Origin of the sequence: Rothia sp. 27098_8_29, assembly GCF_041432785.1 — a bacterium.
Lineage (GTDB): Bacteria > Actinomycetota > Actinomycetes > Actinomycetales > Micrococcaceae > Rothia > Rothia mucilaginosa.
This window is the reverse complement of the sequence record NZ_JAPWAI010000005.1, coordinates 79,772-94,926: the sequence shown is the minus strand read 5'-3', so window position 1 is coordinate 94,926 and position 15,155 is coordinate 79,772. Positions and strand designations below refer to the sequence as shown.

Here is a 15,155-nt window from a genome sequence, read left to right as displayed (position 1 = left end):
ACTTAGACACAAATCAGATATAAATCAGACACAAAAATTTGAGTCTAGACTCAAATGTTTTTTATGTGTAGACATAAAAGTTTATGTCTGAGTTATGTCTGCGGAGGCTCACCCAGCCGCTAGCACCGGATGGCTCGTGCTGGATAGCTAGTGCTAGGCGGCTAGGACCGTTCGGCGAGCATCGCCTCAATCGTCTGCGCCACACCGTCCTCATGGAAGGGCGGGCAGGTACGCCCCACCTTCGCAATGAGCGCCGGCTGCCCCGACGCCATGGCGAAGCCCTCACCCGCCCAGCAGAGCATCTCCGCGTCATTCGGCATATCACCAAACGCCATCACCTCGTGCGCCTCAATGCCGTGGCGTGCCGCGAACTTCTCCAGAATCCGCCCCTTATTCACGGTCTTAGAGCCCATCTCGACGAGCGGCTCACCAACCACACCGCGGGTCACCGACACCAGCGAACCCACCGCCTGATGCACGCGCGCCTGCAGAATATCCGGGTCCATGCCGGGCACACGAATCAGGTACTTAATGACCGGGGTTGAACCAATACGTTCGAGCGCCTCGGCGATTTTCGCCTCCACCACGCGGGCGCCCTCAAGTACCTCACCGCCCTCGTGCGGGCCCTGAATGTAGACGGTGTCCACGGTTTCGAGGGTATAGGTGGCGTCGGGGAACATGGGCTCCAGCAGCTCGTGAGTACGGGCAATCACCGCGGGATCAGCGCCATTGACTTCTTCCACCTCGTTCGCACCCAGGTGGTACACCACGGCACCGTTGGAGCAGATGGCGTAGGAGTCGAAGTCGGTCTGCTCGCGCAGGGGCGTGAGCCAGCGGCTCGGGCGGCCGGTGACGAAGACGATATCGATCCCGGCGGCGCGGGCGGCCTCAAGGGCGCGCAAGGTACGCGGACGGAACCGGAAGTCGTGCCCGATGAGGGTGCCGTCCAGGTCGCTGGCGATGAGTTTAATCATGCAGATATGCCTTCAGTGGTGGGGTGTATCGGTGCTGGTCAGGGCGCAGGTCTGGTGAGACTGTGCCGGCGTGCCGCTATGCCGCCGGTTCCGCGTAGGTGACGGTCAGGAACGCGCGACCCAGACCGTGGCCGAGCAGGTTAAAATTCACGACGGCGGGGCTGGTGTTCTCGTCAATGTCGAGCTTCTCCACATCCACGGCGGTGACGCAGAAGATGTAGCGGTGCGGGCCGTGACCAGCCGGAGGGGCAGCACCCAGGAAGCCCGCCACACCGGCGTCGTTGCGGTGCGTCAGGGCGCCGGCGGGTGCATCCGCGCCAGTGTCAATGCTGGTCACGTTGGCGGGAATGTTGGAGACAGTCCAGTGCCAGAAGCCGCTGGGGACGGGCGCATCCGGGTCGAAGCAGGTCAGTACGAAAGACTTGGTGCCCTCGGGGAATCCGCTCCAGGACAGCTGCGGGGAGCGGTCCTGACCGCCCGCCACGCCGAAGAGGGCGGAGCGCATCCATTCGGGGGCGGTGCCGCCGTCCTGAATGTCGGTGGAGGTCAGGGTGAATTCGGGCAGTTCGGGCAAGCCCGCGTAGGGTTCGCGGGGCAGGGGTGCGGTGCCGATGTTGGTCATGGTGCTCCTCAGCGTTGGGGTGCGGGTGGATATGGTGACGCCGGCGGACAGAGTGAGCTATCCGCCGGCGAGGCGTAGATTATTTAGCCGTCGAGTACGGCGTCAAGTTCTTCGCGGGTGGGCGGGTTAGCGCCCGCGCGGGAGACGGTGATGCCGGCTGCGGTTGCGGAGAAACGCAGCAGGTCGGCGATGTCTTCGGCGGTCAGTGCAGCGACCTTGGCACGCGCCTCAGCACCGACGATACCGCGGTCGAGCAGGCCCGCGATGAGTGCCGCCATGAGGGAGTCACCGGCACCGACGGTGTCCGCAACCTCAACGCGGTGTGCGGGCTGGCTGATGCCCTCGGGGTACTTCTTGGTGAAGGCGATGGGGCCGTCCTCGCCGCGAGTGATGACCATCAGCTCAGCGCCGAGGTCAAGCCATGCGCGTGCGGTGTCGTCGAGGGAGCGGTCGGGGTAGAGCCACTGCAGGTCCTCGTCGGATGCCTTCACGACGGTGGAGAGGGACACGAACTTTTCAGCCCAGGCGCGGCCCTCGTCGACGTTGTGGATGAGGGTGGGGCGGCAGTTCGGGTCGTAGCTGAGCAGGGCGCTGTCGCGGGCAGCTTCGAAGGCCGCGGCGACCACGTGCGCGCCGGGTTCGAGCATGGCGGCAATGGAGCCGGTGTGCACTGCATCGGAGGTGCGTGCCAGTTCGGTGAGCTTCTCAGCGATGGAGTCGAGGGACCAGGTGATGTCGAATTCGTACTCTGCCGCGCCGTCGGCACCGATGGTTGCCTGGGCGACGGAGGTGCGTTCAGCACTGTGCTCGAAGGGCAGAGTTACCTGGGATGCTTCCAGGTGTGCGTCAATGCTCTTGCCGTAGGCGTCGGGGCCGTAGTGGCCGACGAAGTTGGTGGGGTGGCCGAGGCGGCGTGCGCCGACGGCTACGTTCATGGGCGATCCGCCGGGGTAGGCGCGGGTTTCTCCGTCGTGCTGGTGGACGACGTCTACGAGTGCTTCACCGATTACAGTCAACATGGTTTCAATTCTACTCATGTTTTCCGGGCCGTGGAGTGTGTTTTTGTGGGTATTTAAAGTGGTTTTACTTTTCCTTTTGAGGGCTTATGTTGGCTTGTCGTGTGGGTTCACAAACTGCCTTCTGTCTCTTCTGACTTTTAGCCCCAATATCACTAATTTTGAGGCTCCGGAGGGGTTCGCACGGGTTAGACTTAAACCGACGCCGGGTCTTAACGCCCGGCACGGTATTGACGCGACAGCATCGTCGCGCCTACCCTCCAACGACGAAGTTAGGAAGAAGGTCATACGTGACGACTGCAACCGCTACCTGGGTTAACCGTGAGGCTACCGCAGAGGAGCTGATCCCCCTCATCGGTAAGCTGCACCGCGAGAACGGCGTGGTGCTGAGCATTCACGGCCGCAGCCTGGTCAACAAGTCTGTCATTGAGCTGCTGAAGCTGCACGATTTCGTATCCCACATCGACGGTGCGCCCCTGAACCCCGCGCACTCCCTCGAGCTGGTTCGCGCCCTGGTTGAGCTGAACCTGGGCGCGTGCTCGATTAACATTGCTGCTCTGCACAAGGCACACCACGAGGCGGGCTCCCCCGAGCTGTCCATGTGGCTGCCCGAGCAGCTGGGTTCCTCCGTGAACCACCAGGGTGACCAGCCGAAGGAGCAGGACGTTGTGCTGTACGGCTTTGGTCGTATTGGTCGCCTGCTGGCTCGTATTCTGCTGGAGCGCTCCTCCTCGCCGCTGGGTTCTGGCCTGAACCTGCGCGCTGTTGTGGTCCGTAAGAACGGCGATAAGGACCTGGTCAAGCGTGCATCCCTGCTGGAGCGCGACTCTGTTCACGGCCCGTTCAAGGGCGTTATTGAGGTGGACGAAGAGAACAGCACCATCATCGCTAACGGTGTTCCGGTTCGCTTCATTTACTCCTCCGACCCGACCACTGTCGACTACACCGAGTACGGCATCAAGGACGCTCTGCTGGTGGACAACACCGGCCGCTGGCGCGACGTTCCGGGCCTCGAGCAGCACCTGAACTGCCCCGGTATTTCTCGTGTTCTGCTGACCGCTCCCGGTAAGGGCGACATGAAGAACATCGTGTTCGGTGTGAACGACAACGTCATCACCGATGAGGACAAGATCCTATCCGCAGCATCCTGCACCACCAACGCGATTACTCCGGCACTGAAGGTTCTGGATGACGCATACGGTGTTGAGCGCGGCCACGTTGAGACCGTTCACGCATTCACCAACGATCAGAACCTGATCGACAACTTCCACAAGGGTGACCGCCGCGGTCGCTCCGCTGTGCTGAACATGGTCATCACCGAGACCGGTGCTGCAAAGGCTGTTTCGAAGGCTCTGCCGCAGCTGGAAGGCAAGCTGACCGGTAACGCTATCCGCGTTCCCACCCCGGACGTCTCCATGGCAATCCTGAACGTGAAGCTGACCAAGCCCGCAGGTTCCGCTGAGGAGCTGAACGAGCTGTTCCGCCGCGAGTCCATCGACGGCGAGCTGCGCCGCCAGGTGGGCTACTCGGATTCCCCCGAGGCTGTTTCCACCGACTTCGTGGGTTCCCGCACCGCAGGTGTTGTGGACTCGCTGGCTACCGTGGTGACCGATGACTCCGCAATTGTCTACGTCTGGTACGACAACGAGTTCGGTTACTCCTGCCAGGTGATTCGCGTTCTGGAGCGTATGGGCGGCTACGACGTCCCCTCCTACCCTGCTAAGTAAGCTACCCCAGCTCATCTAGCACACATATAACAAACCCACCGGTACATATAGCCAATTGGTTATATTGCCGGTGGGTTTGTTTATGAGGTTATATACGCAAATAAGCGGTGCCGCACAGAGGCTCCGAAGAACTACGTGAGCGGTAAATTACGCCTTACGGCGGTACACCACACCCTGATGCGCCCGTAGCATGAAGCTCGAGGGCACCGGGCGGTTTGCCGCATCCACCTCAGACATGCTTATGAAGGCATGCAGGCTTAAAACCCTTACGCCTGACCGAAGACCTCGTTGAGGTGGGCAGTATAGTCAGCGAGATACTGTTCGACCTGCGGATTTTTAATCACGTCATAGCAAATAAAGGTGGGCAACTGGGTAGTACCCATGAACTCATGGGCCTTATGAAAGTGCATATAGAGGGCATCTACCCCGAGTCCCTCAAAGAAGTCGCCCTCCCGGGTAAAAGCTTCGCGAGGCGCGTTCCACGTCAGCGACAGCATATGCCGACGACCCTGAAGAAGACCGCCCGTGCCGTATCCTTCAGTGGGGCTGACCCTGTGGCGACCATCATTAGCGTACAGGGTACCCGCGCCCGCGGTAAACACCTCGTCCATATATTTTTTCACGGTCCACGGCTCGTGCATCCACCAACCGGGCATCTGCCAGATGACCGCATCCATCCACTGGAATTTTTCTACTTCCTGGTGAATATCGTACCCGTCGTCAATCACAGTTTCTCGCACATGATGACCGAGCGCCGATAACGTATCACGGGCTACTTGATGCAGGGTGTGGTTCAGGCGACCCGCCGAGTGGGCGAATGCTTTACCGCCGTCAATCAAAAGAATATTCACTGTAGTTCACTCCTTAAACTCAACACCGCGAGAACGGTTGGCTATATTCCAGCCGCTTGTTTCATAGTACAGGGCTACTACGCTGTGAATCAGCCCTTAAAATTACCGCTTACGGTAAATTACGCCTTACGGCGGTACACCACACCCTGATGCGCCCGTAGCGTGAAGCTCGAGGGCACCGGGCGGTTTGCCGCATCCACCAGACCGGAGGGAACCTTCACGGTCACATCCTTCGAGCCGGCGTTCAGGGCAGCCCAACCGCGCGTAAAGGCACGAGTCTGAGCGGTCTGCTGAGCAATAATACCGCCGACCGAATCGCCCAGATCATAGGAAAGCTCCGGGGCGTGCGGAATCTCGTCGTAGGCATCGTGGTGGGTTGCGCTGATGCCGGTGAAGGCGCCTCCACCGAACACCCAGAAGCCCGCCAAACCGTAGAGGAAATTCTCATCTGTGCCGGTAATCGGAGCCTTGCGGTCACTGAGCGGGGTGCGCAGAATCGTCACCTTCTTCTGCGAGGCGGCACTACGGCCACCCAAACCCGCAAAAGTAGTACCCAGGTTCACATCGCCCGCCGAGCCGTTCGCAATCTCACGGCCCTGCATCACGGCGTACGGCGAGGCTAGATAGTCGTTCGGACCCCAGCCGAGCCACACTTCTTCGAAGCCGCCACCGTAGGCGCTGTGACGCTCCCATTTGCCGTAACGCAGACGCGACTCAGCAATATTGGGCACCAGAATCTTGCCGATCTTATTCAGCTCAATACCGGCATATGCGACCAGAAAATCCAGGTGCTCACGAATCTTCGTCATGGACTCCACGCCCTGGATGGGCAGGTCCAGGCCGTAGTAGTCGTTCTCCACGTCGTTATCCGCCATGACCCCGTCGAAGGGTGAGTTACGCATTTCGCGCACCACAGCGTCCACCCAGTGCCAACGGTAGTCGGCGTTCCACACCTGCATCTGGAAGTGCTTGGGGTAGCCCTTCCACTCGATACGGTCGCCGTTGAGGCGGTGGGCGAAGAAATCCTTACCGGAGTTCGCCATCGACTGCGCCAGCGGGTAAGACACACCCGAAGAATAGATCGGGCCGGGCTCATAAGAGCGGGTGGAGGACAGGCACTTATACGCCAGCACCACCATTTGAGGTGCACGCTTCTTCAGGTAGCGTGCCGCGTCCAGTTCCCAGGGCTGCAGGATTGCGACAGAGTAGTTCTTGACCGCAAAATCGAGCTGCTGCTGGGTAATGGGCTTACCACCGTAGCGGACCCAGGCACCAAACTTGCCGGGTCCGCCCAAACGGGTGAGTTTATTCGCCATCGTACTCCGGGTCGAATTCGGGGGCGCGAGGAGGCAACTTGCCCAGCTCGCGGTAGATTGTGTTGTAGCGGTCCATGACCAGTCGCAGCTGGAAGAAGCTGACGATACGGTCGTAGGCGTTCACACAGTAGCGTTCGTAGATACTGGGCTCCTCCATGAGGGTGCGCAGCGCCGCCGCGAAGCCATGAATATCGCCGGGGATAGTCAAGATACCGCAGTTACCGATTTCGTGGCCATCGGGGGCGACCAGCACATCGTCGATGAGCTGGGACATACCGCCCACGTCGGTGCTGACCAGCGGGATGGACGCAGCCATCGCCTCGAGCGCCACAATCGGCTGACCCTCATTGTAGCTGGGCATGAGCAGCAGGTCGAAGCGGTCGAGCATCGCACGCACGTTCACGGTGCCGTGGAAGGTGATGTACTCGCCCATGTTGAGCTCTTCGATGGTGCGCAGGCACAGTTCGTAGTACTCGGGCAGGTGGTCCTTGGGGCCGAGCACGTCCAGGTGGAAGTTCACCAGACCCTGATCGCGCAGCACCGCGAGGGAGCGAATCAGGTCGGTCAGGCCCTTAATGGGCACCACGCGGGCGATGAACACGAAGCGCCACACGTGGCCGCGGCCCTCAGCGAGGATGCGGGCACGCGCCGCCTGGCGGGCGTAGTAGGCTTCCGCCACGGACTCGATGAGCATACCGTTGGGCAGAATGATTGCGCGGTCCTTCTCACCCTCGTTCATCTGGTCGATGGGCGCACCAATACCGCGTGCCTCTTCCAGAGCCTTGGGGTACAGGTAGGTTGCCATGTCGGCGCTGGGGTAGCAGAAGCGTCCCATTTCAACGAACCAGACGGACCAGGCACGCTCGTCGAGGGTGACCGGGCCCAGGCCGGGGTGCTCACGCTCCTCATTGAGGAAGGCGTAGTCGGTGGCGACGGGCTTCGCCATGTTGCGTTCGAGCTTGGTGTTCACGGTATCGCGAATGTACAGGTTGTGCTCGGTCAGCAGGAAGCTGGTGCCGTGGTCACGTGCGGCTGCGGCGGCGATGAGTGCCGCGTAGCCGGTGGTGTGGGCGTGGTAGACGCGGGCGTGCGGCATCCGCTCGTGCAGGATTGCAAAGAGGATGGAGACGAAGTCGCGCACCTTCCAGAAGAGCTCACCGAAGGGCACCTCGGAGAAGAAGCCCAGACCCGCAATCGCCTGCATGAACTCACGGGTTCCGAAGAGACCGAAGAGGTTGTAGCTGCGGGTTGCGGGGTTGATGCCCTCGTCGTAAAGCTTCCAGAGGGGGTTCACGTCGCCTGCAATGAGGGCGCTGAAGCCGTCCATGAGGCGCTGGGTGAGTGCCTGACGCTCCGCAAAGTTCATGCGCAGTGCGGAGGGGTCGCAGGCTTCCGCGAAGGCGTCGCGGTTAACTTCCAGGCTCAGGTACAGCACCTTGACCCACTTGACGTTCTCGGGCATGCCGTAGAGGTCTTCGTGGGGGGAGTTCTTATCCCAGGCGATGTGAATAATGCCGTAGGTCAGATCCGGGTTTTCGCAGACGATATCGTGCACCACCGCGGACACACCACCCTTGAGGTAGGGGTAGGTGGATTCCATGATGATGGCGACGTCAACGTCCGGGTATTCGGGGTCGTTGTAGTGGGGGCCGGGAGCCGGAAGCTGCAGCGGCGCGTAGTGGTTTCGGTACATCTGTTCAGTCATTGTCGTGTGTATCTTTCGCGGACCGTGCGGTTCTTACCAGGCGAGGGCTCGACGCCAGAAGAGGGAGTACTCGGGTGCTGCCCACGCCTGACGGTAGACGCGGTAGCATGCGAAGGCGAGCACTGTCTCGCCCACGATGATGGGCAGGTAGCCGGTCTCGTTGGGCAGGATCATGAAGGAGATGAAGAGCAGCACCAGGTGCGCTGCGGAGAGCAGCTGCACGGTGACGTACATGGTCATGTACTCGATCTGGTAAATCAGCAGTGCCACTGCAACGAAGAGGAACGCCACGACCAGGCCGGAGAGCGCCAGCGGGTAGGACTGCGGCAGGAAGATGAACATCAGGATGCCGGTGACGATAGCACTGGCGATGTAAATCAGCAGGGAGTTGCGGATAGCGTGGTTGGAGGTGCGCAGAGCCTTGGATGACTCCGCCTGAACACCCTTGTAGGGCAGGCGGTCGAAGATGGTCCACAGGTGCTGGATGCTTGCGTTGACGCGGTCTGCCTCCACCACGAAGAAGTAGTTGTAGGCGATAACGCAGGGGATCAGGCTCAGGTAGATTGCCACAACGTTGATTTCACCGCCGGTGACCAGGAAGAGCATGTACTTATCAGCCCAGATGATGGAGCCGGTGAAGAAGCCGCGCAGGGCGTCGAGCGCAATGTCCTTGAGCGGGATGCGCGCGAAGTGCAGCAGGTGCACCAGGTCCTTACCGAGGCTCACAAGCAGGATGAGCGAACCAACCAGCGGCGGCAGGAACCAGATGACGGGGTAGCAGTACAGGGCAAGAGTGTAGCCAAGCCACGCGATGAACCAGATGATGCGGTTCTTCGCGAGGTTCGGGATGACCAGCAGCTGCGCGAACGCAATGTTGAGAACGCCCAGGACGAAGAACGCACCGAATGCAGTCGGGCTCCAGTGAAGAACGAGGGCGACCGGAATTGCGAAGAGCAGCACCAGCGGCATGGTCATGAAGAAGAGGTAGAGCCAGTTGCGGGTGAACGCGGTCAGGTCGGTAATGTCCTGGAACTGCGGCTCGGACATGCGTGCGCGTACGGCTCGTGCTTCGGCACGCTTGAGCTGGTGTTCAAGGGTTTCAGCGTGAATACGCAGGCCTTCGCGGGCGTCTGCAATCTTCTTGTGCTCCATCTGGATAGCACGGTAAAGGGGCAGGCAGGCTGCCTGGCTGAGCCAAGGAACGGTAATGGACGCCGCCAGAATCACCTGGATCAGGGGTACACCATCGAGGTTGTACCGGTTAATGGTCGGGGTGACCATGGGGAAGACGGTGGTCAGCAGGGCGACCGGAGAGACGTAAAGCAGAAAGTTAATGAGGAGGCGCCATGCGCTGTTGCTTTTTTCCTCAGTACCGTGGTTGGTAGACAATCTTGCAGACTTTCAGTCGATAATCGTAAAGATTAGGGGCAGTGTGTTTGAACAGCACCGTGTGACGCGCCAGGGGAAAGAGTCGTCGTACCGAGAAGTGCCGGGTCCCCATGGCTTGCGCTGATGCCGCCGTGAATCAATATACGGCATATATCAACTAAAACCTTTGGTTTCCTTAACCCTCTACTTGATATTTGGAGGGATTTAGGACACACCCACATAATGCGCGTCACACAAGAATGCAAAACATCTAGTGAGAGCAATATTCTATGCAATATACGCGGGGTGCAACAACCTTGATTTGGGTGCTCCACGCGAGGTGCTGACGCGCTGGCACACCGGCACAAGGTTCACCCAACCAAGGATCCCCCGCACTACCTGTGCACGCACCATGTGTCCCTGCGCAAAAGCATCCCGGCCCCTCCCACCGGGAGGAAACCGGGATGCTCTAAGCGACCCTAACGGGCCTTAGCTATTTAGGATGCACTCGAGAGAGTACGCAGTGCCACGGACACTACAGCCAGACGCGGGTGACCGGTGACGTCCAGAGCGGCCTCGCCAATCTCCTTCAGGATGCGGTCGATGTTACCCACGCGGGTCGGGTGCTCTTCAATCCAGGTAGCCAGTGCCTTCTGCGCACCGTCCACGGTGGAGAAGTCACCCTTCGCGCCCTCTGCCACGGACAGTGCCAGACCTGCAGCGGTCTCGTAGAGGCTGCCGCGCAGTGCCTGACGTGCCAGAATCTCCCAGCGGTCGCTGCGGGGCAGGTCGGAGATGAGGCCGAGCAGTTCGTCCACCTTGAAGCGGTCGTAGGTTGCGAAGTAGACCGGTGCCAGCGAGGTTGCCTCGAAGTCGTGGTCGCGTGCCGAACGGATGACGTCCAGCAGGGCGTAGCCCTCGAAACCGCGAATCCAGATGACGATGAGTTCCTCGGGCAGGCCCCATGCCTCGCCTGCGTCGCGCTTTGCACGAACACGCTCGCGGGAGGTACCGGAGAGGTACTCGGGCAGGTTGTGGCGCATCTCGACGACGGAGCCGAAGGTCTCCAGCAGCTCAGAGATGCTGGTGCCAGCAACCACGCCACGCTCGGTGATGAACCAGCGGACAGCACGATCCAGAACGCGCTGGTTGTCGCGCAGAACGGTGAACCATGCATCCAGCGGGGTCTTCGGGGGCAGTTCGCGGTGCAGCTTAGCTGCGGTGCCCAGCTCGAAGAGCTCGCGAGCGACGATGAAGGCGCGTGCGACGGAATCGATACCGACGTTGAACTCCTCCATCACGCGGTATGCGAAGGTGATACCGCCGATGTTGACCAGCTCGTTAGCGACGCGGGTGCAGATGATCTCCTTACGCAGCGGGTGCGAGTCCAGGTGCTGACCGAAACGCTCGACCAGTGCTGCCGGGAAGTAGCTGCGCAGAACGCCTTCCAGGTAGGGGTCGTCCGCGAAGTCGGTCTGCTCCAGTGCGTGGGTGAGGTAAATCTTCACGTACGCAGCCAGGACGGACAGCTCGGGGCGGGTCAGGCGGTCGCCAGTGGTCTCCAGACGCTCGTCCAGCTCCTCGTCGGTGGGCAGGAACTCGACGGCGCGGTTCAGGCCGGCGTGCTCTTCCAGGTCGTGCATGAGGCGCTTGTACAGGTTGGTGCCCAGGAAGGAGCCGTGGAACTCACCCTGCAGCAGAACGTTCTGCTCAACGTTGGTCTCGAGGACCTTGCCGCCGACCTCGTCCTGCAGGGACTCGATGAAGGAAGCACGCTCTTCAACGGGCAGTTCGCCGCGTGCCACGAGGCGGTCCACCAGAATCTTGATGTTGACCTCACGGTCACTGGTTTCCACACCTGCGGAGTTGTCGATTGCGTCGGTGTTGAGGATAACGCCGTTGAGCGCAGCCTCAATACGACCCAGCTGGGTGAAGCCGAGGTTACCGCCTTCGCCAACAATCTTGGCGCGCAGGTCCTTGCCGTTGACGCGCAGTGCGTCGTTAGCCTTGTCGCCTACCTGTGCGTTGGTCTCGGTGGATGCCTTCACGTAGGTACCGATACCGCCGTTGTAGATCAGGTCGACCGGTGCCTTGAGGATTGCGGAAATCAGCTCGGTCGGTGCCAGCTCGGTGACGGACTCATCCAGGCCCAGAACCTCGCGCACCTCGGGGGTGATCTCGATGGACTTCAGACCGCGAGAGTACACGCCACCACCGGCGGAAATCAGGTCGCGGTTGTAGTCCTGCCAGGAGGAACGGGGCAGGTTGTACAGGCGCTGACGCTCGTCGAAGGACACTGCCGCGTTCGGGTTCGGGTCCAGGAAGATGTCGCGGTGGTCGAATGCTGCGACCAGGCGGGTTGCCTTGGAGCGGAGCAGACCGTTACCGAACACGTCACCGGACATGTCGCCAATGCCGACTGCGGTGAACTCTTCGGTCTGAGCGTCGTGGCCGAGCTCAGCGAAGTGACGCTTGACGGACTCCCATGCACCACGTGCGGTGATGCCCATAGCCTTGTGGTCGTAACCGACGGAGCCGCCGGATGCGAAGGCGTCGCCCAGCCAGAAGCCGCGCTCCAGGCTGATTGCGTTTGCGGTGTCGGAGAATGCTGCGGTGCCCTTATCCGCTGCAACCACCAGGTAGTAGTCGTCAGCGTCGCGTGCTACAACACCTTCGGGGCGGACAACGGTCTCGGAGCCGTCGGTGCCCACTGCGAGGTTGTCGGTGACATCCAGCAGGGAGCCGATGAAGACCTTGTAGGACTCGCGGCCCTCGGTGATCCATGCGTCACGATCCACTGCGGGGTCGGGCAGCTGCTTGGGGTAGAAGCCACCCTTCGCGCCGGTGGGGATAATGACGGCGTTCTTCACCATCTGGGCCTTGACCAGGCCGAGCACCTCGGTGCGGAAGTCGTCACGGCGATCCGACCAGCGCAGGCCACCACGTGCAACGCTACCGAAGCGCAGGTGAACACCCTCAACGCGCGGGGAGTAGACGAAAATCTCGAACTTGGGGCGGGGCAGGGGTGCGAAGTCGATCTCCTGCGGTGCCACCTTGAACGCGAGTGCGGGGCGGTCAGCAAGGTATGCGTTGGTGCGCAGGATAGCGCGGATAACCTTGCCGAGGGAGCGCAGGTAGCGGTCAGCGTCCAGGGTGGGGATCTGGTTCAGTTCCTCAACCAGGGCTGCTTCGATTTCGTCACGGCGTGCATTGCGCTGCTCATCGTTGAGACCGTTGTTCGGGTCGAAGCTGACCTCGAAGAACTCGACCAGGTGCTTGGTGATGGCCGGGTTAGCGAGCAGGGTGTTCGACATGAAGGACGGGGTGTAGCCCAGGCCCAGCTGAATCAGGTAGTGGTTCAGGGCACGGAACAGACGTACTTCCTGCCAGGTCAGGCCCTCAGCCAGGATCAGGCGGTCCAGGGTATCGGACTCGCGCTCACCGAGCAGGTAGGCGTTCAGGGCATCCTCGTACAGGGAAGCCACAGCGTTTGCGTCCACGCCCTCGGGGAATTCAACTCCGAAGTCGTAGAGGTAGCCGTAGTCTTCGCCGTCCTCAGGCTTGAACTCGTAGGGCTTCTGATCAACAACGACCAGACCCATATTCTGCATAACCGGCAGAAGCTCGGTGAGGGTGTGAGGTGCGGACAGGTAGGTCTTCAGTCGGGTGGTGTTGGCTTCGCCGGCTTCAACCTTGATTGCGGCGGGCTTCTGGCCCGAGAGAGATTCAAGAATCACGATATCCTCGATTGCTTGTTCTACTGTGTAATCGGCTCGGTAGGCTGCGCTAGTCGCATCTGCCCAGGCTGATGCGAGTCGGCGGCCTGCCGCTCCGGGTTTCCATGCCTCAATAGCAGCTGCGGTTGCTTCCACCCAGGAGCGGGCGGCTTCTTGCAGTCGCTTTTCGAGAGCTTGATGATCCGTCTTCGGCACATCGTTGGGGTTGGTGAGCCGAATGCGGAAAAATAGACGCGCCAACGATGAGGAGGACAGGTACACCTCATGGTCGATGGCACTAAGATCAAATTCCTGTTGGAACACCCTCTGGATACGGGAGCACACGTTCGTGTTGTAACGATCCCGAGGCAGGTACACCACGGCGGAAATAAACCGGTTGAACCGGTCAGCGCGCAGGAACAGGCGGGTCTTGCGGCGCTCCTCCAGGCCCATGATGCCGCCGAACGTATCGGTCAGATCATTAGCGGAAGCGTGCAGCAGCTCCAGGCGCGGGTAATCCTCCAAGGCACCCAGAAGCGCCTTGTCAGAGTAAGAACCGGGGTGGTAGCCAAGGCGGCGGCGCACCATCGCGATACGCTCACGCACCAGCGGAGTCTCAATAGCGGGCAGTGCGTACGCCTGGCGGGTGAACAGACCCAGAATGACGTACTCACCAATCACGCGGCCGTTCAGGTCGAAGCGGCGCACACCAATGTAGTCCAGGTAGTCGTTCCGTGCGACAGTGGAGCGGGAATTCGCCTTCGTGATGTACAGGGGGCGCGGGAACAGGGCACGCTCCAGGGTCTCACCCGAAAGGGGGATGCGGCTCCTACCCTCCGTGGTGCGCAGAATACCGAGCGCCGAACCGGGGCGGTCCACCAGAGAAATAGCGCCGGAGGTGCCGTCCAGCACACGCTCCTTAACACCCATGAACACGAAGTTGCCGCGGGCCAGCCAGCGCAGGAAGTCCTGTGCCACCTCCACACGGGATGCAGGCTCCACACCGCGCGGGTTGGCGGCGTAGGATTCCTCACCATGACCCAGGGTTGCGCCGCGCAGGTCGTACATGGACTGCGCCAGGTCGAAAACGCGGGCGACCATGGCATCCAGGTCGGTGTGGCAGGCGCGAACGTCAGCGAGGACGCGCTCAACTTCCTTCTCGCAGCGGCGCTGCTCTTCCTCAGTGAGGTAGCGGGTCAGGCGAACCGCAATCCAGGATTCAATAGCGACAGTGGTACCCGCCGGGGCGTTCTCGCTGAGCTTGAGGGAGGGCACGCCAAGGGTGGCGGTATCACCGCTGGCAAGGTTGCCGCGCATGCCGGTGCCGCGCAGGCTCAGGAGGGTACCGTCCGGGCCGCGTTCAGCGAGGAAGGTAGGGTGAAGAATGGTGACGAAACCACCAAAGTGCGTGGCAAGGCATGCGGTCAGGGAGCTGACGATGTGCGGCATGTCGTCGGTCGCGACGTACAGGGTGGTGTTGTACTCGTCGTTGCGTGCGGCAACGACAGGGGTCTTGGGCAGGCGGATTTGAGCCAGCGCACGGTGGGTGCGAGCCAAATCCTCTAACTCTGCCGGGGTGAACTCTTCACGCTCATCTTCGGGGCTGTTCAGGAAATACTGCTCGACCCATGCATCGGCGCCAGCGAAGTGTGCCATAGCCTTGTCAGTCATTGACAATCTATCCTCCGAATATCGGTATCACTTCACTGTGACGGTGTCTGTGTGGTCTCATGTGCGCGCCGTGGCGCGCGAGCACTTATACCAAGCTTATACCTTCGAGGTGTTTCTGTCAGACATATCGCTCTTGTGGGCGTAGAAATTATTTTTATCTTCTTCCCAACTCCAGCGCGCATTTGGTAC

9 protein-coding genes are annotated in these 15,155 nt (G+C 60.8%); 1 reads left to right on the top strand and 8 read right to left on the bottom strand.

Annotation, left to right across the window (positions count from 1 at the left end; all coding sequences use genetic code 11):
* Positions 1-161: 161 nt before the first annotated feature.
* The 3 genes from O3649_RS07640 to O3649_RS07630 form a co-directional block, all read right to left on the bottom strand.
* Positions 162-974 carry an HAD family hydrolase gene (locus O3649_RS07640; protein ID WP_005507952.1) on the bottom strand — a complete coding sequence of 271 codons (813 nt, stop codon included), beginning with the start codon at positions 972-974 and terminating at the stop codon, positions 162-164.
* 76 nt (positions 975-1,050) lie between these two features.
* Entirely contained in the window at positions 1,051-1,596 is a 546-nt protein-coding gene (locus tag O3649_RS07635; protein ID WP_294603462.1) for a YbhB/YbcL family Raf kinase inhibitor-like protein, read from the bottom strand.
* 83 nt (positions 1,597-1,679) lie between these two features.
* Positions 1,680-2,615 (bottom strand): carbohydrate kinase, encoded by a 936-nt coding sequence (locus O3649_RS07630; RefSeq protein WP_314928723.1) that lies wholly within the window; start codon positions 2,613-2,615, stop codon positions 1,680-1,682.
* 287 nt (positions 2,616-2,902) lie between these two features.
* Between O3649_RS07630 and O3649_RS07625 the strand changes: the two genes are divergently transcribed.
* Positions 2,903-4,339: a glyceraldehyde-3-phosphate dehydrogenase gene (locus O3649_RS07625; RefSeq protein WP_049345935.1), complete on the top strand. Its 1,437-nt coding sequence runs from the start codon at positions 2,903-2,905 to the stop codon at positions 4,337-4,339.
* A 266-nt stretch (positions 4,340-4,605) separates the two neighbouring features.
* On the opposite strand, the gene O3649_RS07620 is transcribed toward O3649_RS07625, so the two are convergent.
* The 5 genes from O3649_RS07620 to O3649_RS07600 form a co-directional block, all read right to left on the bottom strand.
* Positions 4,606-5,190 (bottom strand): NAD(P)H-dependent oxidoreductase, encoded by a 585-nt coding sequence (locus tag O3649_RS07620; RefSeq protein ID WP_005504206.1) that lies wholly within the window; start codon positions 5,188-5,190, stop codon positions 4,606-4,608.
* Between the two features lie 119 nt (positions 5,191-5,309).
* On the bottom strand, positions 5,310-6,506 hold the full coding sequence (locus O3649_RS07615; RefSeq protein ID WP_371573580.1) for a putative glycoside hydrolase family 15 protein: 1,197 nt from the start codon (positions 6,504-6,506) through the stop codon (positions 5,310-5,312).
* Positions 6,496-8,211, bottom strand: coding sequence for a GT4 family glycosyltransferase PelF (gene pelF / locus O3649_RS07610; RefSeq protein ID WP_371573578.1), 1,716 nt, complete (start codon positions 8,209-8,211; stop codon positions 6,496-6,498). The genes O3649_RS07615 and pelF overlap by 11 nt, the downstream gene beginning before the upstream one ends.
* Before the next feature lie 33 nt (positions 8,212-8,244).
* Positions 8,245-9,600 (bottom strand): hypothetical protein, encoded by a 1,356-nt coding sequence (locus tag O3649_RS07605; protein WP_070507430.1) that lies wholly within the window; start codon positions 9,598-9,600, stop codon positions 8,245-8,247.
* 476 nt (positions 9,601-10,076) lie between these two features.
* Positions 10,077-14,966 (bottom strand): NAD-glutamate dehydrogenase, encoded by a 4,890-nt coding sequence (locus O3649_RS07600; RefSeq protein WP_303966819.1) that lies wholly within the window; start codon positions 14,964-14,966, stop codon positions 10,077-10,079.
* Positions 14,967-15,155: the final 189 nt, after the last annotated feature.